General features: G+C 62.9%; 20 protein-coding genes. 12 read left to right on the top strand and 8 right to left on the bottom strand.

Features of this window, described 5'->3' with window-relative positions; genetic code table 11:
* Window positions 1-39: 39 nt before the first annotated feature.
* From MESS4_RS25005 to MESS4_RS24995, 3 genes are all read right to left on the bottom strand, one after another.
* Window positions 40-1,008: a sugar ABC transporter substrate-binding protein gene (locus tag MESS4_RS25005; RefSeq protein ID WP_006337040.1), complete on the bottom strand. Its 969-nt coding sequence runs from the start codon at window positions 1,006-1,008 to the stop codon at window positions 40-42.
* Between the two features lie 52 nt (window positions 1,009-1,060).
* Window positions 1,061-2,083, bottom strand: a complete 1,023-nt coding sequence (locus MESS4_RS25000; RefSeq protein WP_006337035.1) for an ABC transporter permease — start codon at window positions 2,081-2,083, stop codon at window positions 1,061-1,063.
* A gap of 239 nt (window positions 2,084-2,322) precedes the next feature.
* The gene (locus MESS4_RS24995; protein WP_036242072.1) at window positions 2,323-3,087 is read right to left on the bottom strand and encodes a phytanoyl-CoA dioxygenase family protein; all 765 of its coding nucleotides are present in this window, start codon (window positions 3,085-3,087) and stop codon (window positions 2,323-2,325) included.
* Window positions 3,088-3,266: 179 nt separating this feature from the next.
* Here MESS4_RS24995 and MESS4_RS24990 point away from each other — a divergent pair, with 179 nt between their 5' ends.
* The 9 genes from MESS4_RS24990 to MESS4_RS24950 all read left to right on the top strand — a co-directional run bounded on the left by MESS4_RS24990 (window position 3,267) and on the right by MESS4_RS24950 (window position 13,982).
* Entirely contained in the window at window positions 3,267-4,121 is an 855-nt protein-coding gene (locus MESS4_RS24990; RefSeq protein ID WP_244441211.1) for an AraC family transcriptional regulator, read from the top strand.
* A gap of 120 nt (window positions 4,122-4,241) precedes the next feature.
* Window positions 4,242-5,681 carry an FAD-binding oxidoreductase gene (locus MESS4_RS24985; RefSeq protein ID WP_006337024.1) on the top strand — a complete coding sequence of 480 codons (1,440 nt, stop codon included), beginning with the start codon at window positions 4,242-4,244 and terminating at the stop codon, window positions 5,679-5,681.
* Window positions 5,682-6,112: 431 nt separating this feature from the next.
* Entirely contained in the window at window positions 6,113-7,672 is a 1,560-nt protein-coding gene (locus MESS4_RS31295) for a tlde1 domain-containing protein (RefSeq protein WP_006337021.1), read from the top strand.
* 180 nt (window positions 7,673-7,852) lie between these two features.
* Window positions 7,853-8,638, top strand: a complete 786-nt coding sequence (locus tag MESS4_RS24975; RefSeq protein WP_006337020.1) for a trehalose utilization protein ThuA — start codon at window positions 7,853-7,855, stop codon at window positions 8,636-8,638.
* A 12-nt stretch (window positions 8,639-8,650) separates the two neighbouring features.
* Window positions 8,651-9,709, top strand: a complete 1,059-nt coding sequence (locus tag MESS4_RS24970) for a Gfo/Idh/MocA family oxidoreductase (RefSeq protein ID WP_006337018.1) — start codon at window positions 8,651-8,653, stop codon at window positions 9,707-9,709.
* A gap of 23 nt (window positions 9,710-9,732) precedes the next feature.
* Window positions 9,733-10,134, top strand: a complete 402-nt coding sequence (locus tag MESS4_RS24965; RefSeq protein ID WP_006337013.1) for a GFA family protein — start codon at window positions 9,733-9,735, stop codon at window positions 10,132-10,134.
* 94 nt (window positions 10,135-10,228) lie between these two features.
* Complete coding sequence (locus MESS4_RS24960; protein ID WP_006337012.1) at window positions 10,229-11,056, top strand: N-formylglutamate amidohydrolase; 828 nt, start codon at window positions 10,229-10,231, stop codon at window positions 11,054-11,056.
* Entirely contained in the window at window positions 11,053-12,921 is a 1,869-nt protein-coding gene (locus MESS4_RS24955) for a flavohemoglobin expression-modulating QEGLA motif protein (RefSeq protein WP_006337011.1), read from the top strand. The genes MESS4_RS24960 and MESS4_RS24955 overlap by 4 nt, the downstream gene beginning before the upstream one ends.
* 14 nt (window positions 12,922-12,935) lie before the next feature.
* Window positions 12,936-13,982, top strand: a complete 1,047-nt coding sequence (locus MESS4_RS24950) for a glutathione synthetase (protein ID WP_006337010.1) — start codon at window positions 12,936-12,938, stop codon at window positions 13,980-13,982.
* Window positions 13,983-14,021: 39 nt separating this feature from the next.
* Here the strand turns inward: MESS4_RS24950 and MESS4_RS34095 are convergent, their stop codons facing one another.
* Window positions 14,022-14,219, bottom strand: coding sequence for a hypothetical protein (locus tag MESS4_RS34095; protein WP_036242026.1), 198 nt, complete (start codon window positions 14,217-14,219; stop codon window positions 14,022-14,024).
* Between the two features lie 184 nt (window positions 14,220-14,403).
* Between MESS4_RS34095 and MESS4_RS24940 the strand changes: the two genes are divergently transcribed.
* The 3 genes from MESS4_RS24940 to MESS4_RS24930 are packed head-to-tail and all read left to right on the top strand — an operon-like array spanning window position 14,404 to window position 18,456.
* Entirely contained in the window at window positions 14,404-15,609 is a 1,206-nt protein-coding gene (locus MESS4_RS24940) for an ATP-binding protein (RefSeq protein ID WP_006337007.1), read from the top strand.
* A complete protein-coding gene (locus MESS4_RS24935; RefSeq protein WP_006337006.1) occupies window positions 15,602-18,109 on the top strand; it encodes a S8 family peptidase in 2,508 nt (835 codons plus the stop codon). The genes MESS4_RS24940 and MESS4_RS24935 overlap by 8 nt, the downstream gene beginning before the upstream one ends.
* A gap of 32 nt (window positions 18,110-18,141) precedes the next feature.
* Window positions 18,142-18,456, top strand: coding sequence for a hypothetical protein (locus tag MESS4_RS24930; protein ID WP_006337005.1), 315 nt, complete (start codon window positions 18,142-18,144; stop codon window positions 18,454-18,456).
* A 107-nt stretch (window positions 18,457-18,563) separates the two neighbouring features.
* Here MESS4_RS24930 and MESS4_RS24925 read toward each other — a convergent pair whose 3' ends face one another.
* The 4 genes from MESS4_RS24925 to MESS4_RS24910 form a co-directional block, all read right to left on the bottom strand.
* Window positions 18,564-19,307, bottom strand: a complete 744-nt coding sequence (locus MESS4_RS24925) for an amino acid ABC transporter ATP-binding protein (protein ID WP_006337004.1) — start codon at window positions 19,305-19,307, stop codon at window positions 18,564-18,566.
* 26 nt (window positions 19,308-19,333) lie between these two features.
* A complete protein-coding gene (locus tag MESS4_RS24920; RefSeq protein ID WP_006337003.1) occupies window positions 19,334-20,008 on the bottom strand; it encodes an amino acid ABC transporter permease in 675 nt (224 codons plus the stop codon).
* Window positions 20,005-20,682: an amino acid ABC transporter permease gene (locus tag MESS4_RS24915; protein ID WP_006336996.1), complete on the bottom strand. Its 678-nt coding sequence runs from the start codon at window positions 20,680-20,682 to the stop codon at window positions 20,005-20,007. Before MESS4_RS24915 ends, MESS4_RS24920 begins: the two co-directional genes overlap by 4 nt.
* Window positions 20,683-20,833: 151 nt before the next feature.
* A complete protein-coding gene (locus tag MESS4_RS24910; protein ID WP_006336994.1) occupies window positions 20,834-21,622 on the bottom strand; it encodes an ABC transporter substrate-binding protein in 789 nt (262 codons plus the stop codon).
* Window positions 21,623-21,738: the final 116 nt, after the last annotated feature.

Raw genomic sequence — 21,738 nt, 5'->3', positions numbered from 1 at the left:
GCCGACCTCAGGGCCGGCAGCTCCCGTTACGCCGGCATGTTACTTCTTGGCGACCTCGGCGATGTTTTCCTTGGTGTAGACGCCGACGCCGGTGTCGAGGTTTTCGATCGGCTGACCCTTGAGGAACTGCACGATCAGGTCGACCGCGGCAAAGCCCTGCTTCTCCGGCGCCTGGTCGATCGTCGCCTGGACATTGCCGTCCTGGACGAGCTGCACCGTCTGGTCGAGCAAGTCGAAGCCGACCACCTTGACCTTGTCGGCGGCGTTGTTGCGTTCGACCCAGGTGCCGGCGGCCGGCGTCGAGCAGCATTCAAGCGACAGCACGCCTGATATCGCCGGATTTGCCAGCATGGCGTTCTCGATCGCGGCATAGATCTTCTGCGGGTCGGTGCCGGTGTTGAGCGTGGAGACCACCTCGATGCCCGGCTCGGCCTTGAGTGCTTCGCGCGCGCCCTTTTCGCGGTCGAGCGACCACTGGGCGGCGGCGTCGATCGTGGTGATCATCACCTTGCCCTTGCCGCCCAGCACCTTGGCCATCAGCTTGCCGGCCTCGCGGCCGGACTGGACGAGATCCTGTCCGGCGAAGGCGAGGCGCTTGCTCTCCGGATTGTCGGTGTTGAAGGTCACCACCGGGATGCCGGCGGCGATGACGCGGTCGATCAGCGGCGCCAGGGCGTCGGTCGAGACCGAGGAGATCGCCAGGCCGTCCATCTTGCCCATCAGCGTCTCGATCTCGCTGATCTGGCCGTCGGCATCGGCGCCGACGGGACCGATGAACTGGGCGCTGACCTTGTCCTCCTTGGCGGCGCGCTCGACGCCGGTCTTCATGAACGGCGCGAATTCGTTGGAGACGTCGTGATAGGAGACATAGATGTCGAGCGGCTGGCCGGCGGCGATCTTGGCCTTGATGCGGTCGGCCAGCGCGAAATCGGCGAGCTTGGCGCCGGCATGGGCCGACAGCGGCAGCAGGCTGAGTGCGGCTGCGAGAATGACATGTCTGAGTTTCATGGATAGTCCTCCCTTGTTTGGCCCTTGAGTTGACCTGTTGGTTGCTCTGCTTTCAGTTGGTCCGGCGCGTGCTCCATTTGTCGATGCCGACCGCTATGATGATGACCAGGCCGATCATCAGTTCCTGCACGAAAGGCGATACGCCCATCAGCACCAGCCCGTTGCGCATGACGCCGATGATCAGCACGCCGAGAATGGTGCCGAGGATTGTGCCTTCGCCGCCCGACAGCGAGGCGCCGCCGACGATGGTGGCCGCGATGACGTCGAGCTCCAGCCCGACCCCGGTGCGTCCGGCCTGGCCGCTCGGCAGGAAGGCCATGCTCAAAATGCCGGCGAAGGCGGCCAGCACACCCATCAGCACGAAGGCGCAGATCTTGACGGAGTTGACGGAGATGCCGGAGACGCGCGCCGCCTTGGTGCTGCCGCCGACGGCGTAAACGCGGAAGCCGAAATTGGAGAAGGCCAGCACCACCCAGGCAAGTGCCGCGATGATGACGAAAAAGACGAGCTGCATCGGGATGATGCTGAACAGATAGCCCTGACCCATGAAGCCGAAAGACTGCAGGACGTCGGGAAGGGCGCCATTGCGGGCATTCACCGTCACCGGCTGGCCGTTGGTCAGGATGAGGGCGGCACCGCGCACGATGGAGAGCATGCCGAGCGTCGCGATCAGCGAGGGCAGGCGGCCATAGGTGGAAAGCACGCCGTTGATGAGGCCGATGGCGACGCTGGTGAGCAGGCCCACGCCGATCGCCGGCAGCAGCGCCCAGCCGGCGATGATCAGCATGCCGGTGGCGAGGCCGGAGAACGCATAGGTCGAGCCGACCGACAGGTCGACTTCGCCGGCGATCAGCACGAACGTCATGCCGACCGCCATGATCCCGAGCAGGGAGATCTGGCGACCGACATTGAGCAGGTTCAGCGATGTCAGGAATCCGTCAGTGGCGAAGGACAAAAACAGGCACAGCGCGAGCAGCGCGATGAACACGCCCGCCTCACGCGCCCGCAACAGCCGCGCCAACGTCAATCGGTCCGTGGCTGGCGAGCGCGCGCCGGTCCTGACCGCATCGGCCATACAGCATCCTCCCTGCGTGCGGCGAGATGCCGGTCGCGAACCGGCTCCGCCACTCTTCTCCCGTTCTTCCCTCATCGACCCGGGCTGAGCTCGCGCACGGGTCGATGCATTGAGCCCGATCATCCCAAACAGATTCAGGATGCGACTCTATCTCTTTGTTCGACCTGATCTTTTCCAACCCCTAAGCTTGGGGATCAAGGTCCGGTGCGGGCGTGACCGCCCACGCCTTGTTTTCGGTGTCAGGACGCCTTGCGGAAGGAACCGGCCGGCACCTTGCGCAACTCGTCATAGTTTCCGTATTCGCGCACCTTCTTGAACGGCGCGTTCTCGATGGCGTTGTAGGAGCAGATGTAGCCCCAGCGATAGGTATCGGAGCGGTTGGCGTCGGAGCGATGCAGCAGATTGCCGTCGAAGATCAGCGCGTCGCCAGCTTCCATCTCGACATAGATATGCTCGTAGCGCTTCAGCGCCGCTTCCAGATGCTCCTGCTCGACATTGGTCTGGTCGTTCTCGCGGATATGGTTGAGGCGGCCGAGCTTGTGCGAACCCCTGAGCACCTGCAGGCAGCCATTCTCGCGGGTCGCCTTGTCGAGCGCGACATAGATGCTCATCATCTCCGGCGCGAGGCAGCCGTAATTGTACCAGTAGCCGAAATCCTGGTGCCACTCCCAGGCACCGCCCTCGTTGGGCTGCTTCATCGTCATCTTGTGGCTGTAGAGGTAGATCGGCTTGCCGACCGCGGCCTCGGCGAGATCCACCATGCGCTCGTCGCGGGCGAGCAGCCCGTATTTGTCGTCCTCGGCCTTGGTCCACATCTTCAGAAGCGTGGTCTTGCCTTCCTTGTCGCCCTTGGCCATGACGGCGCCGCTTTTGTTTTCCGCTTCCAACTGCTTGCGCGCGTGGTCGCGGAAGTCATCGACCTCCGCCGTGGTCAGCAGCCCCTGGCGGATGATGTAACCGTCGCTGGCGTAGCGCTCCTTTTCAGCCTTGGTCATCGCGAGCATCGTCTTGCCTCCCTGGTCTTCGCGAACGGGGCCGTCATTGGCGCGGTGCGCCTTGAAGCCCGGAAGGCGAGATTTCGGGCTGATGAATGCCGATCTCGCCTGCCTCTTGAGAGCGACCATAGCTGCGCCCGACCGGGAATAAAATGGACAGCAGAGCGCAGTTTTTGTATAAAACGCGCATGAGGGCAAGAACGTCGGTTATCGAGAGTTTCCACTATGTGCCGGCCGCCGGCTGGACGCGCACGGCGTTCAGCGTGCTGCGCGCCGGCAAGGTCGTAGCGGCGCCGGATTACCGGATAGAACGCGCGGCCTATCCCGGCCAGGACATCCTCTACTGCCTGTCGGGCCGCGGCGTCGTCGAGACGCTGGGGCAGCGGCTGGAAGTGCGCCCGGGGCAACTGGTGTGGATGGCGAATGAGGCGCCGCATGTCCATGCCGCCGACGAGCACGACCCATGGAGTCTGCTCTGGTTCAGGCTCGATGGGCCGGACCCGGCGATCCTGCGTCGCAAGCTGTTCGGCGAGGGCAGCTTGCGGACCGTTTTCACCGAAGCGATGAACCCGGTTCCCTGGTTCGAGCGGCTGTTCGCGGCGCTGCGGCGGCGCGACGCCAGCCTCGACCTCAGGCTCAACCAACTGGTCGCCGAGTTCGTGCTTTTGGTCGACCGCGCGCTGGCCGGCGCCGGCACCGACGATTTGCCGAAGGCGCTGGCCGCCGCCGTGGACGCGATGCGCAGCGAACCCGGATTCGCCTGGAACGCGCCGGACCTTTTCACGGTTACCGGCCTTGGCCCTTCGCAGATCCGGCGGCTGTTCCAGAAGCATCTGCGCACGAGCCCGCATCAGTGGCTGATGCGCGAGCGGCTGATGCAGGCGCAATCGCTGCTGGTGCAGAGCGATCAGCCGCTGGCCGAAATCGCGGAGGCCTGCGGCTTCTGCGACGTCTATCATTTCGGGCGGGAGTTCAAGCGCTCGGTGGGAATCTCGCCGGCCGCCTGGCGCCGCAGCGAATTGGGCACCGGGCCGGGATACTAAGCCCGGCCCATGGCCGCCCGCAGCCGCAAGCCGCTCGGAACTTGCGATATCTCTAATATAAGGGCACACTTCCAATCTGGACGGGGAGAGAACGGCTCATAAGCAAAGCGGGAGGAAACCATGAACAGCATGAGCCTCACTACACTCGAACGCGGCAAGACGACGATCGATGCCGCGGCCCTGGAGGCGCTTTCGGCGCAATTGCGCGGCACGGTGCTGAGGGAAGGCGATGGCGCCTATGACGAGGCACGCAGCATCTGGAATGCCATGATCGACCGGCGGCCAGGGCTGATCGTGCGCTGCGCCGGCGCCGCCGATGTCATCGCCGCCGTGAACTTCGCCAGGGAAAACCGGCTTCTCGTCGCGGTTCGCGGCGGCGGCCACAACATTGCCGGCAGTGCCGTCTGCGACGGCGGCCTGATGATCGATCTTTCGCCGATGAAGTCGGTGCGGGTCGATCCACCGACGCGGCGGGTATGGGTGGAGCCCGGTGCGACGCTTGCCGATGTCGACCAGGAAACACAGGCCTTCGAACTGGCGATACCGACCGGGATCAACTCGACCACCGGCATATCCGGCCTGACGCTGGGCGGCGGCTTCGGCTGGCTGACGCGGAAATTCGGCCTGACCATCGACAATCTTCTCAGCGCCGACGTGGTGACCGCCGATGGCAAGCTGATGCGCGCCAGCCAGACCGAGAATCCGGACATGTTCTGGGCGCTGCGCGGCGGCGGCGGCAATTTTGGCGTCGTCACGGCTTTCGAGTTCAAGCTTCACCGTGTCGGCCCACAGGTTCTGTCGGGGCTTGTCGTTCATCCCTTCGCCGATGCCCAGGAGGTGCTGCGGGCGTATCGTGACGCGCTCGAAGTGGCACCGGACGAACTGACCTGCTGGGTGGTCATGCGGCAGGCACCGCCACTGCCCTTCCTGCCGGCCGAGTGGCACGGCAAGGAGGTTCTGGTTCTGGCCATGTGCTATTGCGGCGATCTTCAGGAGGGAAAGAGAGCGACGAAAAGGCTTCGCGCCATCGGCACGCCGATTGCCGATGTCGTCGGTCCCAACCCGCTCACCGGCTGGCAGCAGGCATTCGATCCGTTGCTTACGTCAGGCGCCCGCAACTACTGGAAGAGCCATGACTTCACTGCACTTTCCGATAGCGCGATCGAGGTCGTCACGGCAGCGATACCAAGGCTTCCGGGGCCTGAATGCGAAATCTTCCTTGGCCATGTCGGCGGCGCGGCGGGCCGGGTGAAAGCCGACGAAACGGCGTTCCCGCAACGCAGCGCGCATTTCATCATGAATGTCCATGCACGCTGGCGCGAACCGGGAATGGACAAGGCCTGCATAGACTGGGCGCGCGGTATCTACGAGGCGGCCAGGCCCTATGCCGCCGGCACGGCCTATGTGAACTTCATGCCCGAGGACGAAGCGGATCGGGTCGAAGCGGCCTATGGCGGCAACTATCGGCGGCTTGTGGAGATAAAGCAGCGCTACGACCCGCTGAACCTGTTCCGCATGAACCAGAATCTGCGGCCGAAGCAAAAACTGCAGGCCGCATAGTATCCGTAAATACTCGATTGTGGCCCGCATCCCTGGCGCGGGGGCGGGCCAGTTAGGGATTGTCGCCAAGAAAATTGCGGCTAACCCTAAAGGTCTAACACCCACTAACACCCACCCTTTGCTTGACTCGGTCGGCGAAAACGGGCAGCAAAGCCTGATATGGAGGGCAATTTTGCCACTTTCATAGTCATGAAGGGTGCTTTTTTCGAAGTGACCGCCGCCCAATCGGCGATCGGTGGAGGGATTGGTTAACCAACTTTGTCCATCTTTTGAATCAATCGGCAACAGCAGCGAAGGGTGCCCGGGGGCATCAGGCGAACTGTGATCGTAACGGATGCGAGGGCGCAGGCCGGCAAGCCGATTGAGAGTGTTGTATGGCGTTTGTGTATTTGAAAAGCCGGGGTGACGATCCTCAATCTGGATTGACTTCGATGAGACCCAGCCTGCGTTGGGTCGCGGTTCCAGCCGTCGGCGCGGTGGTTGTTTTGTGGTCGGTGGCAACCATGGCCGGCCTCTACTCGGTGGGGACATCGCTCACCGCCGCTTCCAACGGCCTGCCGCAAAGCCTGCTTGCACCGCGCACCATCGCGCTCGCCGATCAGCGCCGCACGCTTCCCAATTCATGGGCCAATTCAAATTCTTGGGCCAATTCATGGGCGCCGCAGCTATCGAGCAGCCGGCAGGCGTCGCTGCTCAATCGATGCGACGCCGGCTGCGTGCACGCCGCCGGCAGCTTCCTGCACGAGGGCAAGGTGGCGCGTATCGAGCCTTTGGCGTGGTCGAACGAGGCCGCTCCTGTCCGCGACCGCTTCGACAGCGTGGTGGCGAAAGCCGCGTTGTCGCCGCAAAAGCTTGCCGCCGCCTTTGCCAATGCCTCTTCTCCTGGCGCACCATTGGCGCTCGCCAGCTTGCCGGTGGGGGCGCGCTTTGCAGAGTCCGCGCGGATGCCCGACCAGCGCGGTCCGGCATCTGAGCGCTTCGGGCCCGAGGTCGCGGAGATCGAACGATCCTCACGCCTGGCGCTGGCGCTGGCGAACACGTTGCCGGAACAGATGATCGAGGTGCTGCCGCCGGCGGCGATGGCAAATGACGCTGTTGCCCCGCAAGAACCGCAGCAGGGCGAAGTACAGGTGGCCTCGCTGCCGCCGCAGGACGAGATGCCCGACAGCATTCCGGTGCCGACCTTCCGTCCGCAGGCGAAAATCGAGGAGCCCGAGGTCGAGGCTCCCAAGGCACCGAGCGCCCAGCCGGCTAAGCCTTCCAAGGCCGCCCAGACACCCAAGGCCCAGACACCCAAGGCCAAGGCAAGCAAGGTCCAGACGGCTGATGCGCCGCAAGTCGAGACGCCCCAATCTCCAGGAGCCCTGTCGCCGCGCAATTCGTCGCTCGCCGCCCTGCCAGGCGTGCAAGGCAGCCAGGGCGCGCAGGCTACGCAAGGCAGCCCGGCCAGCCGGGCCACGCGAGCCAGCCAGGGCACGCAAAGCGGCCCGGGCGAGCCGGCCAAGCGGTCGAAGGCTCAGGCCGAAGGGATGTTGGCCTATGCCAAGCCCGACATGCCCGAGCGCGGCGTCGGCGGAGCCTTCAGGAACCTTTTCACCAGGCCATCGCCATCCATGGGCAGCGGTGTCGCCGTCTACGACATTTCGGCGAAAACCGTCTATATGCCGGACGGCTCGCGGCTCGAGGCGCATTCGGGACTGGGCTCGATGGTCGACCAGCCGCGCTTCGTTCACAACAAGAATGTCGGCCCGACGCCGCCCGACACCTACAATCTGACGCTGCGGGAATCGCGCTTCCACGGCGTCGAGGCGATCCGGCTGACGCCTACCAGCGGCAGCAACAAATATGGCCGCGACGGCCTGCTCGCCCACACCTACATGCTGCGCGGCGGCCGCGCGGAATCGAATGGCTGCGTCGTCTTCAAGGACTATGCCCGCTTCCTCGCCGCCTTCAAGAAAGGCCAGATCAAGCGCCTCGTCGTGCGCGGCTAACCAAGCCGCTGACGCGCGTCGCGTCGGAAGGGCTCGGCGCGCAGACCTGCAGCGGCGCAGGATGAAAGCCGCCACAGCCCCCCGATTGTCAGCAGCCGCCACTGAAACCGTTTTCATTCCCGGCCGGGCAGACTATGACTGGCCGGGGCGGGTCGGCTCCGGTTTCACCAAGAGGATGTCATGACAATACGCGCTGTCGTCTGGGGCGAGAATATCCATGAGCGGACCAATGAGGTGGTCGCGGGCATCTATCCCGAGGGCATGCACGCGACGATCGCCAATGCGCTGAAGGTGGACTCCGCCATTTCCGTATCCTGGGCGACGCTTGAGCAACCCGAGCATGGCCTGCCGGCCGACCGTCTGGCTGAAACCGACGTGCTCGTGTGGTGGGGGCACAAGGACCATGGCGCGGTCGCCGACGAAATCGTCGAGCGCGTGGCGCGCCGGGTCTGGGAAGGCATGGGGCTGATCGTTCTCCATTCCGGTCATTTCTCGAAAATCTTCAAGAGGCTGATGGGCACGCCGTGCACGCTGAAATGGCGCGAGGCCGGCGAGCGCGAGCGGCTCTGGGTGACCAGCCCCAGCCATCCGATCGCCGAGGGGATCGGCGAGTATTTCGAGCTCGAAAACGAGGAAATGTATGGCGAGCAGTTCGCCGTGCCGGAGCCGCTGGAGACGGTCTTCATCTCCTGGTTCCAGGGCGGCGAAGTGTTCCGGTCGGGGCTGACCTATCGGCGGGGCGCCGGCAACATCTTCTATTTCAGGCCGGGGCATGAGACCTATCCGACCTATCACGACGCCACCGTGCAGAAGGTGCTGCGCAACGCGGTGAAATGGGCGCACAACCCGCAAGGGGCAAATCCGGCCGTACTCGAGGCGCCGAACGTGCCGGTGGAAAAGGCGCTCGAGCCGATCGTCGAACGCGGCGGCAAGCTTCATGCCGCCGGCGAAGCCGGCTTTCGCTAGGGGGACAAAAATATGCGTCTTTTGATACTTGGCACCGGCTGGATGGCGCAGGAGCACGCCAGGCAGTTCGGCAAGATCGATGGCGTCGAACTGGTCGGCGCCGTCGATGTCGACGCCAAGCGTGTCGACGAATTTTCAGACGGCCACGGCATTCCCAACCGTTTCACCTCGCTGGAGGATGCGCTGGCATGGGGTGAGTTCGACGCGGCGGCGAACGTGACGCCGGATCGCATCCACCATCCGACCACGATGATGCTGGTCGCGGCGGACAAGCCGGTGCTGTGCGAAAAGCCGCTGGCCGAAAACTTCGAGAAGGCCAGCGAGATGGCTGACGCCGCCGAGCGGGCCGGCACCATCAACATGGTCAACCTGACCTATCGCAATGTGGCGGCGCTGCAGAAGGGGCGCGCCATGGTGCTGGCCGGTGAAATCGGCCAGGTCAGGCATGTCGAGGCGTCCTATCTGCAGAGCTGGCTGGTGTCCAAATTCTGGGGCGACTGGCGCACCGACCCGAAATGGCTGTGGCGCCTGTCGCGCGGCCACGGCTCCAATGGCGTGCTGGGCGATGTCGGCATCCACATCCTCGATTTCGCCAGCTATGGCGCCGCACTCGACATCGAGCATGTGTTCTGCCGGCTGAGAGCTTTCGACAAGGCGCCCGGCAACCGGATCGGCGAATACGACCTCGACGCCAATGACAGCTTCGCCATGGCGCTGGATTTCTCCAACGGCGCGTTCGGCGTGGTGCATGCCAGCCGCTGGGCGACAGGCCATCTCAACGAATTGCGGCTGCGCATCTACGGCGACAAGGGCGGCATCGAAGTCGTGCACAATCTGAACGGCTCGGAGCTGAAAGCGTGCCTGGGCGAGGACATCGAGAACGCCAAATGGCAGGCTCTCGATCCCGGCTCGGTAGCGACCAACTACCAGCGTTTTGTCGATGCGGTGCTGAGCGGCGTTCAGGCCGAGCCGTCGTTCCGCCATGCGGCCGAACTGCAGAAGGTGCTGGATCTTGCCGTCGTCTCGGACGAGAAACGGGCTGAGCTGAGGGCACACGCCGACACGCAGTGATATCTTTCGAGGAGGAGCCAGCCATGGTCACGCGCCGCGCCGAATGTTCCTGCGGTCAGCTTTCCACAACCTGTTCGGGTGAGCCGGTACGGGTTTCAGTATGCCATTGCCTGGCTTGCAAGCGGCGCACCGGCAGTGCGTTCAGCTTCAACGCGCGGTTTCCCGAGGACAAGGTATCGATCCAGGGGCGTTCGGCGGAGTTCATGCGCATTGGCGAGCAGGGCGGCCGCGTCACCTATAGTTTCTGCCCGGACTGCGGCACCAGCGTCCATTACCGGATCGACACACAACCCGGCCTGGTCGCCATCCCGGTCGGCGCCTTCGCCGATCCTTCATTCCCGCCGCCCTTCCAGTCCTTCTATCACGACAGCCGGCGCTGTCAGTGGGTCGAGGTCCGTGCCGAACCGTTGGCCACCTTCGGCTGACGTTTTAGACGGTTCAGCCTGCTGATCCAGCGATCGCTTGTTCGATAAACCGGAACCGTTCACACTCTCCCGCATTCGATGGACTGTGAACACGATGACTTCCAACAATGATCCGGGCAACAATGATCCGGGCGGATCGCTGGCAGGCTGGACGATCAAGCTCGGAGAGTCGCCAATAGTAGGTACAGCTATCCACAGCGGCACCGACGTGGGTAAGGCTTGTCGATCGCTCATGTGTCTCTCCGATTCCGACCGGCGTCGAGAAGAGGACCCGTTCACCGAGCGCTTCATCGCCGATTTTCCCACCCAGATCATCGTTCATCGGTCGCGCTTCCAAGTAGATCTGAACCGCGCGCGCGACGCCGCGGTCTACCGGTCGCCGGACCAGTCCTGGGGCCTGAGAGTCTGGCGTGAGCAGCCGGCCGACGACATCGTTAAGGAGTCTCTCTCCTTTCACGACGCCTTCTACGGTGAGCTGAACCGTGTCCTTGCCGGTATCGAGAAGCGCTATGGCAAGTTCGTTCTTGTCGACGTCCACAGCTATAATCACCGGCGCGACGGACCGAAGGCTATGCCTACGTCTCGCGACGTCGCACCCGATATCAACATTGGCACGTCTTCCATGGATCGCGAGCGCTGGGCACCGGTCGTCGGCGCTTTCATCGAGACGCTTCGCGGCCAGCGTCTCAACGGCGAGCCGATCGACGTGCGCGAGAATTTGTCCTTCCAGGGCAAGGGCGAACAGACCCGTTTCGTCCACGCCAATTTCTTGGAAAACGGGTGCGCCATCGCGGTCGAGTTCAAGAAGATTTTCATGGACGAATGGAGCGGCGATCCCGACTGGGAAGCAATCGAGCGGCTACGCGCCATGCTGGCGTCCACGGTGCCCGTTCTTGAGGCCGCGCTGCGAGGCATGACATGAAGCCGAAGCTCGTCGAGCCCGCGTCTCCGCGGGCGGAGATCGAAGCGGACCTGGATGCGCTTTTCCGGGACGGCAAGCCGATCCGCCGCGAGTTCGGCAATGGCAACCGTTTGCACATGGATCGGCCGCTGCCCTTTCTGTGTGTCCATGTGGGGTCGCATCAGGATGCGGCGTTCCATGCCGTCTCCGCCAACGCGTCCTATCTGATCGCGGCCGACATTGGCCTCGCCGGCGAGGTCGCGCGGCTGGTGGCGCGAAGGATGCGCGATCACTGCGGCGCCTTCCTCGTGCTGGACATCGGCGAGTTGACCGAAGACCGGTTCCTGACGGAGGATGTTCCGTTCCTGCCGCCTTTCGAGATTGCACTGGCCTGCGGCGACACGGCGGCGGAGAAGGCGGCACTCGAGCGCTTCGCCACCGCTGCGTCCGCACGCGAAGCAAAGTACCGCACGCCCCGCGTGGAAGAACTCAACCCCACGACACGCGCCGAAGCACGGCTCTGGGATGATCTCGGTGACGAGGCGTGCCTGACGGTACGCTTCGCACCGATCTACCGGGTGCCAGGCACGAAGCGCGTCTACCCTGAACTCCACGACCTCGTCGTCGCCAACATGGTCGATTCCGCGCTTCAGGCCGTCAGCGCCTTCCTGAAGGCATCAAGGCTGGAACAGCCGGCAACCCATCGTTCGCTGGGGCGGCGCGCCTATATCGACGCAGTCGTGCGCGCTGATCGGGCGATCGACAACGTCGCGTCGACATTCGATTTTCTGCTTGCCGTCACACCGATCAATGCCGAACCAGCATGGCTGGAATTCCAGGCAGGCGCCTTCGAGCGTGTGCCCGTACTGCTCTACAGGCCGCTCGAGTTCGAGGTCGCCGCCCAGAAACGGAAGCTCTATTCGGTCTCGCTCGATCATCTGGAAGATCCGCTCCTGGCCAAGCTGCTCTCCGAAAAGCAGCAGGAACTCGATCTGCAGCTGTCGATGCTCGCGGCACGCGAAACGCCGCGCTTCGTCGAACTCGGACGAGCACTCTATGGCAGCGTCGAGCCGGGCTTGGCGGCGAGGGCACGCACTGTTCTCGAAAAGATACCGCCAGTTGCTTCGGCGGCCCGGCGGAAGGGCCTGGGCGCCGACGCTGTCGCCGCGGCCGCGCGAGACATGATCGCCGGATACCGGGCAGCCTATCCCGAATTCGATGCTTCCGTGGAAATTCGCGGCGACCTGCCGGCCGGCCTCCTTGTCTCTCGAAACCGGCTGCTGGTTTCGCGCGATACGAACCTTCCACCGGAGCGTCTGACTGCGCTGCTCAATCACGAGATCGGTGTTCACCTGCTGACCTATTTCAACGGCGATGCGCAGGGGCTCACCATCTTCCGCAACGGGCTCGCCGGCTATGAGGGCATGCAGGAGGGACTGGCCGTGCTGGCGGAGTATCTGGTCGGTGGCATGACGGCAGCGCGGTTGAGGCTGATCGCGGCCAGGGTCATCGCCTGTCGGGCGATGCTCGACGGCGCAACGTTCGAGGAAACCTTCCGCATTCTCCACAGGGATTTCGGTCTCGACGAGCGCAGCGCCTTCAACGTCGTGCTGCGTGTCTATCGAGGCGGGGGCCTGGCAAAAGACGCCATCTATCTGCGCGGCGTGGTGCAGGTCCTCGATCATCTGAAGGGTGGCGGCAGCCTCACGCCGTTCTGGATCGGCAAGATCTCCGCCGCGCATTTCGGAGCGATCCAGGAACTCAACGCGCGCGGCTTGCTGCGGGCGCCGCGCCTCGAACCTGCGTTTCTGTCTTCCGACGCGGCGCGTTCGCGCCTCAAGAAAGCGATGGCGGGAATCGGTCCGATCGATATGGTTGAAACCTGAGCGGAGTCTCCTCGATGCGCATTGCGTTCTTTGTCAATTCCATTGAGAGCGAGACGCCCGGCTACACGACGACAGCGTTGGCGCTGGCTGCGGTCCAGCGCGGCCATTCCGTCGTCTATGTTGAACCCGGCGACTTCATACTGCGTCCGGATGACAGTCTGGCTGCCAGCGTCGCGGTTCTGCCGGACGCTCCCTACAAGACATCAGACAGACTGCATGCCGCCCTGAAGGATGCCGCGAAGCAGAAAAAAACCTTCGCGATAAGCGATATCGACATTGTGTTTCTGCGCAACGACCCGTCGCTGGACGCAAGCGATCGACCATGGGCCGCCAACGCAGGCGTTATGTTCGGGCGGCTCGCGGCGGAACGCGGCGTCATTGTCGTCAACGATCCGGACGGTCTAGGGCAGGCACAGAGCAAGCTCTACCTTCAGTCTTTTCCCGAGGCGGTCAGGCCGGCTACCCTGATATCGCGCAGTATTACCGAGATCCGCGCATTTATCGACAAGCACTCGAAGGGCTGCATCGTCAAACCACTCCAGGGGTCGGGGGGCAAGAACGTCTTCCATATTGCGACGCCTACCGATTCCAACCTCAACCAGATTTTCGAAGCGGCCAGCGGTGACGGCTATCTCATCGCGCAGGTCTACATTCCGGAAGCCAAGGCTGGTGACGTGCGTCTTTTCCTGCTGAACGGCCTGCCGCTGGTGCGCGACGGCAATTACGCAGCCTTTCGCCGCATTCCAGCCAAGGGCGACATCCGGTCCAACATCCATGCCGCCGGAACAGCCCGCAAAGTCAAGGTAACGGACACGATGTTGGGCATTGCCGAGATGGTGCGCCCCAAACTGATCAACGACGGCATGTTTCTGGTTGGGCTCGACATCGTCGGGGACAAACTTCTGGAGATCAACGTCTTCACGCCAGGCGGGCTGACACGGCTCGCCGTCATGTACAAAACGGATTTTGCCACAAGTGTCATCGTTGCGCTGGAGGAGAAGCGGACGCTGCGGCTAGCCTATGGAAAAACCATGACAAATTCGCGGCTGGCGACGCTGTGAGGGACGCGGGGAAGACGCGATCTGATCCGAAGCAGACTTTCACAGGTGGTCGCTTTCATGCAGCACCCCAACCGTCTCATCGAAAAGACAGACGATGAAGCTCAGCAAGTCCCACCCGATGCGCTCAATGATCCGCCGACGGGCGCGGTCATCCCCGGTCAGATCAAGGCAGGCTCGGACGCACCGGAAGGCTTTCTTCTCGCCACCTTGTTGAAGCGGCGATGAGCTGGCCGACATCTGCCGCCTCGGTCTGATTCACCAGCGCCACAGATGTCGGGGCAGCTAGAAATCGGCCCTATGCCGCTATTCAATTTCGCACCGAAACGTCTAAATGATGCAACAATATGTCTTGAGTTGCACCAATTTTTGATGTACATGCATCGTTGTCGCTATGTTGTGCAACTAAGCGCAAAGGACCAACATGGATTATTTCACAATCGTGCAAGCGCTTTGCCGAGCTGCGATAGCCGACGCGTCGCCGGCCTCGCGCAAGCAAATCGAGCGCTTGCGCGACGCCTTGGCCAAGGAAGGGGATTCAAAGCAGGCCGCCACGCTTACGAGCATCCTTACAATGGCGGATCGGACAAAGGAGCTTTCGCCGAGCCGCATTGAGCGTTCTAAGGCTCAAATTCCTGGCGAGATACTGCGTCGCAACACGTCCGTCCCTGTCGATCGAGAGACGGCCGCAGCGCTGGCTGACGTGATCTTCCCGGCGGACATTCAACCGGCCGCGCCACTGTTCAATGCGACGGTCAGCCAGGCCATCGGGACTATCATCGAGGAATGGGCCAATTTCGATGCCCTGACCGAGATCGATATCCGGCCATCGAAGACCTGCCTCATCTATGGCGCGCCAGGCACCGGCAAGACGCGGTTGGCGTTGTGGATGGCTCAGCAGCTTGATTTACCAATCGTACTGGTGAAACTGGACGGCCTCGTATCGTCCTTCCTGGGGACCACGGCACGTAACATCGGCAATCTGTTCACATTCGCGAACCGCCATCGTTGCATTCTCCTGCTGGACGAGTTCGATGCGATCGCGAAGGTCCGCGATGACCCGCAGGAAGTGGGGGAGATAAAGCGCGTCGTGAACGCGCTGCTGCAGAACCTCGATGCGCGCCGGGATGTTGGTTTCACCATCGGGATCACCAATCATCCCAAGCTACTCGACATGGCCGTCTGGCGGCGGTTCGAGGTTCAACTCGAAATCCCCAAACCGGACTTTGAGATGAGAAAGGCGATTGCGGCGTATTTCATGCCGCCCGTGAAAGCTCCCGACATCCATTTACGGCTGATTGCGTGGTTTACCGAGGGGTCCACCGGGGCGGAGATTGAATCTCTCGTGCGGACGTACAAGAAGGCCACGACCGTTCGAGAAGAGGACAGGCGGGGATTGCTCGACACGTTGCGCCAGTTCGCAACGTTGAACGCGGCCCGTGTTCAAAGTGAGCGCCGCGCGCTGCTGTTTGACGATTCGAGCAATTTGTTTCGCGCGATGCGGGACGATCCGATCCTGGGCTTTTCAATGGCCGACATTGGCGAGATCGCCGGCAAGGACAAGTCGACAGTGAGCCGCCAGCTCGGCCGAGCAACCAAGTCCGGTGAGGGCGAGGTGGCGAATGGCTAGCCCGATCCAGATTGTGCTCAATCCAGAAAATTACGAAGAAGCCCGCGAGGCTGGCGGCGGTGGCGGGCGAAAGGATTTCTTTGCGCACCGCGATGCCGAGTTTGTGATCCATAGAAACGCCCTGCTGAGCCAGCTTGACACGATTTCGGGCGTGCTCAGCGCTCAGTCGCAGGGCGACGTCGGCTATGTGAAGGTCGTTTTGCGCCGCGATGCATGGGCCAAGAGTCATCGGCCTGTTGCAAGCCTCTTTCGCGACAATCGCACGCCCGTCGTGGGCGGTGGCGATCTCGGCGTCATGATCGTCGAAGCGAGACCCGGCACGCTTCGGCAAGTCGCGGCTGAGATGGCAAGGGCAGAAACCCACACCGAGATGCGGTTCAACGAACAAAAGCAAAAGGATGAGCCACATCCGTCCGCGCGAAAAAGCGAGACAGGCGCGATTGACCATATAGAGCTTTACGGGCCGGCTGACCGTCGCAGCTTTTCAGCAGAGGAGGCCGTTGCGTGGCTTTCAAACCCGATGACCGGAAGCGCCTATCAAGTTGAGTTGTTTGACAACCCACCGCCGCGCTCCGAGTGGGATCGCCTCGATGCAGGTCACCGTCGCCTCGCCGAAAGTTTCATCGCGGGCTTCAATGCCCTGGAACGCGGACTCTCGGTCGAGCGGCTGCCAAGTCATCGGAACAAGCAGCCGATCCTTTCGGTCCGGCTCGACCAATCGAGCAATCATCCTGTCCTGCGGTTGAATGAGGCGCTGGTCGGCGAGCGTCGTCGCGAACTGGCTGTGTTTAACCCCGACGTCGATCGCCATGCCCGGCTTCTCGCCTTTCTTGACCGCCATCCACTGGTTCGGCGGATCGAACTGCCTGGCATCGTTGTTCGGGCTGTCAGTCCGTCCGCGCCAACCCAGCGCTTTCGACCAACCGATGTCACCATTCCAGTCCGTGATAGCCGACGCACTCATCCCCGCATGGGCATTATTGATGGTGGAATCAGTGAGGCGCTGTCGGACTGGGTGATCGGCCGTTGGGACATCCTCGCCGACGAAGACGTCGATCTCGCTCATGGCACCTTCATCGGTGGTCTGGCCGCCGTCGGTGGCGCATTGAATGGCGCCGCAACCTGCCCGGAGCCGGACGGCACGGAGTTGGTCGACCTTGCCGTCTTCCCGAACGAGCGCAAGGCTGGGGCCTTTGCTTCCTATTATCCGGACGGCCTGCCGCAGTTTTTCGACGAGATGGAGTCAGCCGTCTCGGATGCCCGCGCTCGCCACGGGGTGCGGGTGTTCAACATGAGCCTCAACATCCTTCAGCCCGCCGCACCGGACCGATACAGCCCTCACGCGGCGCGGCTCGACCAGATTGCGGAGACCAACAACGCGGTGGTGTTCATTTCGGCCGGCAATATCCAACCCCAGGATCTCCGCGCCGAGTGGCCCGCAGACTCCACTGCGGCTCTCGCTAGCTTGGTCAACGTCCGCAACGACGGCTTGCTCACGCCTGCGGAAAGCGCCCGCAATGTCGCTGTGGCCGCGCTGAATCCGCCAGGACATGACGGCTGTGTGCCCTTTGCACCGACGCGTTTCAGCCGGCGGGGGCCTGGCCTGCGCGCCGGGGTGAAGCCTGACCTGGCCCATATTGGCGGATCGGGTTCCCAGCATCCGACGCTCGGGCATGGGTTGTTCTCGATCCTGCCCGACGGAACGATCATCGACGGATGTGGCACGAGCTACGCTTCGCCGCTTGTCGCAAAAACCGCCGCCGTGCTTGACCACGCGATTGAGGGAGAGGTCTCGCGCGAGACTCTGATCGGTTTGCTCGTCCACCACGCGCAGATGCCGGTGCCATTGCAGGCCACGGCGCTTGCACCCATTGCGCGGCACATGGTCGGCTTCGGCATGCCGCCATCCGCTGACCGGATACTCGAGACCGGCGACCATGCGATCACGCTCGTCTTCGCATCCCGAATCAGGCGCGACCAGCAGATCAACTTCCGGTTTCCATGGCCCGCCTCGCTGGTCGGTCAAGGCGGCAGGTGCCGCGGCCGAGCGAAGATCACACTCGTCTCTACGCCACCGCTTGACGCAAGATTCGGTTCGGAGTTCGTCCGCGTCAATATCAACGCGACACTGCAGCAGGAGCAGGCGGGCGGTGGATGGAAAGGACGGCTTGAGCCGCTCTATCTCCCCACGAAACGCGAATCGCCGGCGGTCGAAGCGGAATTGATTGAGCACGATCTGAAGTGGAGCCCGGTCAAGGTTCTCGCCAAGACGTTCCCGCAAGGCGTCGGCCCATCTTCGAACTGGCGCTTGTTCGTCGATTACCTGACCCGAGCAGGTGAGGCGATGCCCGAGGAAGGTGTGCCCTTCACAGCTATCGTCACGATCAGCGATCCCGATGCCGAGCAGCCGGTGTTCAACGACATGCGTCAAAATCTGCAGGCCCTCGGTACGCAAATCGCCGATATTCGGACAGCCGCGCGGATTACGCCGCGTATCTGATCCTACAAACCAAGCATTTCGAGGAGGTAACCGTGTCGAAGTCAGTGTCTCTCAGGTCGGGGCGAACCTTTGCAACCGTCACCGCTGCCAAAGAGCATTTTTCCCGGATTTTGGATGACCGAGAGATAAAGCAGCAATTTGGCGAGGACGATCTGGCCGATATTCGCGCAGTCTATGATGACCACTGTGCCAGGACCGGTTGGGAGTTGAAATCGCTTCCCGCGTCTTTCTATCCAACTTACGATCGCGGTCCAGGCTATACGACTCGATGTTTTGGCGTGACCTACGAAGACGGGACGACGGGTAGTTTCTCGATGGACAAGGCGCTTAGGGCGATCGCGGCGTAGAATCCCTTCGGCCGCGGGATTGTGGCACCGGCTCATCACGGAGATGAAGCAAGGGTATTCCGCAACCCTGCGCACGGTTGGCGGCAGCCAACTTTTGGATTTTGGCTCTAGTGCCTTAGAATCTTGCTGAGGAAGGCCCGGCTGCGATCGGTCTTCGGCGCGGAGAAAAACTCCTCCGGCGTGCCGCTTTCGACGATGGCGCCGGCGTCCATGAACACGGCGCGCTGGGCGACCTTGCGGGCAAAACCCATTTCGTGGGTCACCACCATCATGGTCATGCCTTCCTCGGCGACCGCGACCATGACGTCGAGCACTTCCGAGATCATCTCGGGGTCGAGCGCCGAGGTCGGCTCGTCGAACAGCATGATCTTGGGGCGCATGCCGAGGCAGCGGGCGATCGCCACGCGCTGCTGCTGGCCGCCGGACAGTTGTGCTGGATAGGCGTCGACCTTGTCGGCAAGGCCGACCTTGGCGAGCAGCTCGCGCCCGGCCTGCTCGGCCTCGGTGCGCGGGATCTTGCGCACATGGATGGGAGCGAGCGTGACGTTCTCGAGGGCTGTCTTGTGCGGATAGAGGTTGAACGACTGGAAGACGAAGCCGATCTCGGTGCGCAGCCGGGTCATGTTGGTGGCGGGGTCGCCGAGGCGCTGGCCGTCGACCACCAGGTCGCCGTCGCGGATCGTCTCCAGCCCGTTGATGCAGCGGATCAAGGTGCTCTTGCCCGAACCGCTGGGGCCGCAGACGACCACCACCTCGCGTGGTTCGACGCTCAGCGTGATATCCCTGAGCACATTGAGCGCGCCGAACCATTTGTTGACGCCGCGAAAATCGATCATGCCGGTTTTGGTCATATTTGCCTGACCCTTTGGGTTCGATGTCACAACTGCACCTCGCCATGGGCCGCGCCCATGCGCTGCTCCAGCCGTCTCGCCAGCATGATCAAGGGATAGCAGACGATGAAATAGCCGAGGCCGACGAGGAAGAAGACCAGCAGGCCGTTCGGCACACGCTGCACCACCAGCCAGCCGACGCGGGTGAGGTCGGTGAGGCCGATGGCCGAGACCACCGAGGAGTCCTTGATGAGCAGCACATATTGCCCGACCAGCGGCGGCAGCACGATGCGCATCGCCTGCGGCAGCACCACTTGGCGCATGCGCTGCCAGCGCGACAGGCCGGACGCGAGCGCCGCCTCGACCTGGCCGGTCGGCACCGAGCGGATGCCGGCGGCGACGATCTCGCAGATGAAGCAGGCGGCCAGATTGGTCAGCGCGATGATGCCGGCGGTGAAGGCGTCGAGCTCTATGCCGAGTTCCGGCAGGATGAAGAAGATCAGGAAGATCTGCACCAGGAACGGCGTGCCGCGGATCAGGTCGACCCAGGCGCCGATCGCCGCGCTGATCAGCCGGTTGCCGCCGGTTCTGAGGATGCCGAGGCCAAAGCCGAGCAGCGTGCCCAGCACCAGGCTGATCAGCGACAGCACCACCGTCATGCCAAGGCCGCGCAGGGCGAGGGGATAGCTGCCTGCAAGGCTTTGCAGCTGCTGCCAGATCATGTGCTGCTCCTTGCCGGCTGCAAGCCGAGCCAGCGGCCGGACAGCGCCGCCAATCCCTTGAGGCAGTAGTAGAGCAGGAGATAGAAGGCGGCGATGGTGATGAAGCCTTCCGCCGGCATGAAGCGGTCGGAGGCGAGCAACTGGCCGGCGCGTGTCAGCTCGGCGACCGAGATCAGCGACAAAAGCGCGGAATCCTTGACCAGCACGATCGCCTGCCCGAGCAGCGGCGGGATCGTCACCTTGAACGCCTGCGGCAGGATGACCAGTCGCATTCGCTGGACATAGGTCATCCCCGACGCGACGCCGGCTTCCACCTGGCCGCGCGGGATCGACAGGATGCCGGCGCGGATGATCTCGGCGACATAGGCGCCGCTGTTCAGCGACAGGGCCAGGATGCCGACGACGAGCTCGGGCAGGACGAAGCCGAGGCGGGGCAGGCCGAAATAGAGAAAATAGAGTTGCGCCAGCAAGGGCGTGGCGCGCACCGCGTCGATATAGGCCTTGGCCGGGACGCGAAACAGCCAACCGCGCTGCAGGTTCATGGCGCTGAGCACGATGCCGACGGCAAGCGCCCCGGCAAAGGAAATCAGGGACAGCCACACGGTCGTGACGAGACCCTGCCCGAACAGCGGCAGATACTCGACGATGGTGCGGAAGCTGAAGTTTTCGAGCATGGGGCGGTGACTGGTGAATGGGCAATAGTGAGTAGTGAGTAGTGAGGGTGTCCGGAATGGCTATTCACCATTCCCTGCTCCCTAACTGCTAGTTCCTACTCACTACTCACTACTCACTACTCACTACTCACTACTCACTACCTCCTATTCGTCAGTGGTCCTTCTTCCAAGCGTCGGAATTGACCCAGTAGTCGAGGTTCTTCTGCAGGCGGCCGTCGATGCTGACCTGGTCGAGGAACAGGTTCATCCAGACCAGCAGGTCCGGCTCGTCATAGCGGGTGGCGAAGGCCAGCGGCTCCTTCGACAGCAGATCCGGCATGATGGTGAAGCTGCCGGCGGGATAGGCGGTCGACTGGCCCTTGACCGCCGAGACGTCATTGACGCCGCAATCGGCCTGGCCGTTGTTGACGGCGTCGAGCAGCAGCGGGCCGCCGCCCTTGTAGCTCTTGATGTCGGCGTCGGGGAAGGCGTTCTTGGCTTCCTTCTCGCCGGTGGCGCCGAGCAGCACGGCGATCTTGGTGCCCTTGGCCTTGCAGTCCTCGGTGGTCTTGAACTTGCTGTCGGCCTTGGTGAAGACGGTGCTGCCCGTATACATGTAAGGTTTGGTGAAGGCGACCTTCATGCCACGCGCCAGCGTCGGCGTCATGTCGGCGACCAGAAGATCGGCCTTGCCCGACAGCAGCGCCGGGATCAGCCCGTCCCAGTCGAAATCGAGGAAGGTGATCTTGACGCCCATTTCCTTGGCCATCAGTTCGGCAAGCTCGACCGAACTGCCGGTGCGTTCGCCGGCGGCGCCAACCAGCGAGAAGGGCGGTCCCTGCGTCTGCACGGCGACGCGCAATTCGCCGCGCTTGGTGATGTCGTCGAGCGTTCCGGCGCTGGCAGCAGTGGTGAGGCCGGCGAGCGCAAGTGCGGCGATGAAAAGCTTGGCAATCTTCATTGGGCATTCCTCCTGTTGTTGTTGTTGTTCCACTTTGTTGTTTTCACCCTTTTGGGGGTGCTTTTTGAGCGGCAGCGCCGTTGCCGGCGGCGGCCACCGTTCGAAAATCTGTCTCC

This window comes from Mesorhizobium sp. STM 4661 (assembly GCF_000359125.1).
Taxonomy (GTDB): Bacteria; Pseudomonadota; Alphaproteobacteria; order Rhizobiales; family Rhizobiaceae; genus Mesorhizobium.
Note: the sequence above shows the minus strand (reverse complement) of the source record. Positions and strands in the feature narration are given on the sequence as shown.

Bases quoted from the DNA above. Each gene is read 5' to 3' on its own strand.
- MESS4_RS25005 (WP_006337040.1), bottom strand. From the start codon at position 1,008: ATGAAACTCAGACATGTCATTCTCGCAGCCGCACTCAGCCTGCTGCCG.
- MESS4_RS25000 (WP_006337035.1), bottom strand. From the start codon at position 2,083: ATGGCCGATGCGGTCAGGACCGGCGCGCGCTCGCCAGCCACGGACCGA.
- MESS4_RS24995 (WP_036242072.1), bottom strand. From the start codon at position 3,087: ATGCTCGCGATGACCAAGGCTGAAAAGGAGCGCTACGCCAGCGACGGT.
- MESS4_RS24990 (WP_244441211.1), top strand. From the start codon at position 3,267: ATGAGGGCAAGAACGTCGGTTATCGAGAGTTTCCACTATGTGCCGGCC.
- MESS4_RS24985 (WP_006337024.1), top strand. From the start codon at position 4,242: ATGAACAGCATGAGCCTCACTACACTCGAACGCGGCAAGACGACGATC.
- MESS4_RS31295 (WP_006337021.1), top strand. From the start codon at position 6,113: ATGAGACCCAGCCTGCGTTGGGTCGCGGTTCCAGCCGTCGGCGCGGTG.
- MESS4_RS24975 (WP_006337020.1), top strand. From the start codon at position 7,853: ATGACAATACGCGCTGTCGTCTGGGGCGAGAATATCCATGAGCGGACC.
- MESS4_RS24970 (WP_006337018.1), top strand. From the start codon at position 8,651: ATGCGTCTTTTGATACTTGGCACCGGCTGGATGGCGCAGGAGCACGCC.
- MESS4_RS24965 (WP_006337013.1), top strand. From the start codon at position 9,733: ATGGTCACGCGCCGCGCCGAATGTTCCTGCGGTCAGCTTTCCACAACC.
- MESS4_RS24960 (WP_006337012.1), top strand. From the start codon at position 10,229: ATGACTTCCAACAATGATCCGGGCAACAATGATCCGGGCGGATCGCTG.
- MESS4_RS24955 (WP_006337011.1), top strand. From the start codon at position 11,053: ATGAAGCCGAAGCTCGTCGAGCCCGCGTCTCCGCGGGCGGAGATCGAA.
- MESS4_RS24950 (WP_006337010.1), top strand. From the start codon at position 12,936: ATGCGCATTGCGTTCTTTGTCAATTCCATTGAGAGCGAGACGCCCGGC.
- MESS4_RS34095 (WP_036242026.1), bottom strand. From the start codon at position 14,219: ATGTCGGCCAGCTCATCGCCGCTTCAACAAGGTGGCGAGAAGAAAGCC.
- MESS4_RS24940 (WP_006337007.1), top strand. From the start codon at position 14,404: ATGGATTATTTCACAATCGTGCAAGCGCTTTGCCGAGCTGCGATAGCC.
- MESS4_RS24935 (WP_006337006.1), top strand. From the start codon at position 15,602: ATGGCTAGCCCGATCCAGATTGTGCTCAATCCAGAAAATTACGAAGAA.
- MESS4_RS24925 (WP_006337004.1), bottom strand. From the start codon at position 19,307: ATGACCAAAACCGGCATGATCGATTTTCGCGGCGTCAACAAATGGTTC.
- MESS4_RS24920 (WP_006337003.1), bottom strand. From the start codon at position 20,008: ATGATCTGGCAGCAGCTGCAAAGCCTTGCAGGCAGCTATCCCCTCGCC.
- MESS4_RS24915 (WP_006336996.1), bottom strand. From the start codon at position 20,682: ATGCTCGAAAACTTCAGCTTCCGCACCATCGTCGAGTATCTGCCGCTG.
- MESS4_RS24910 (WP_006336994.1), bottom strand. From the start codon at position 21,622: ATGAAGATTGCCAAGCTTTTCATCGCCGCACTTGCGCTCGCCGGCCTC.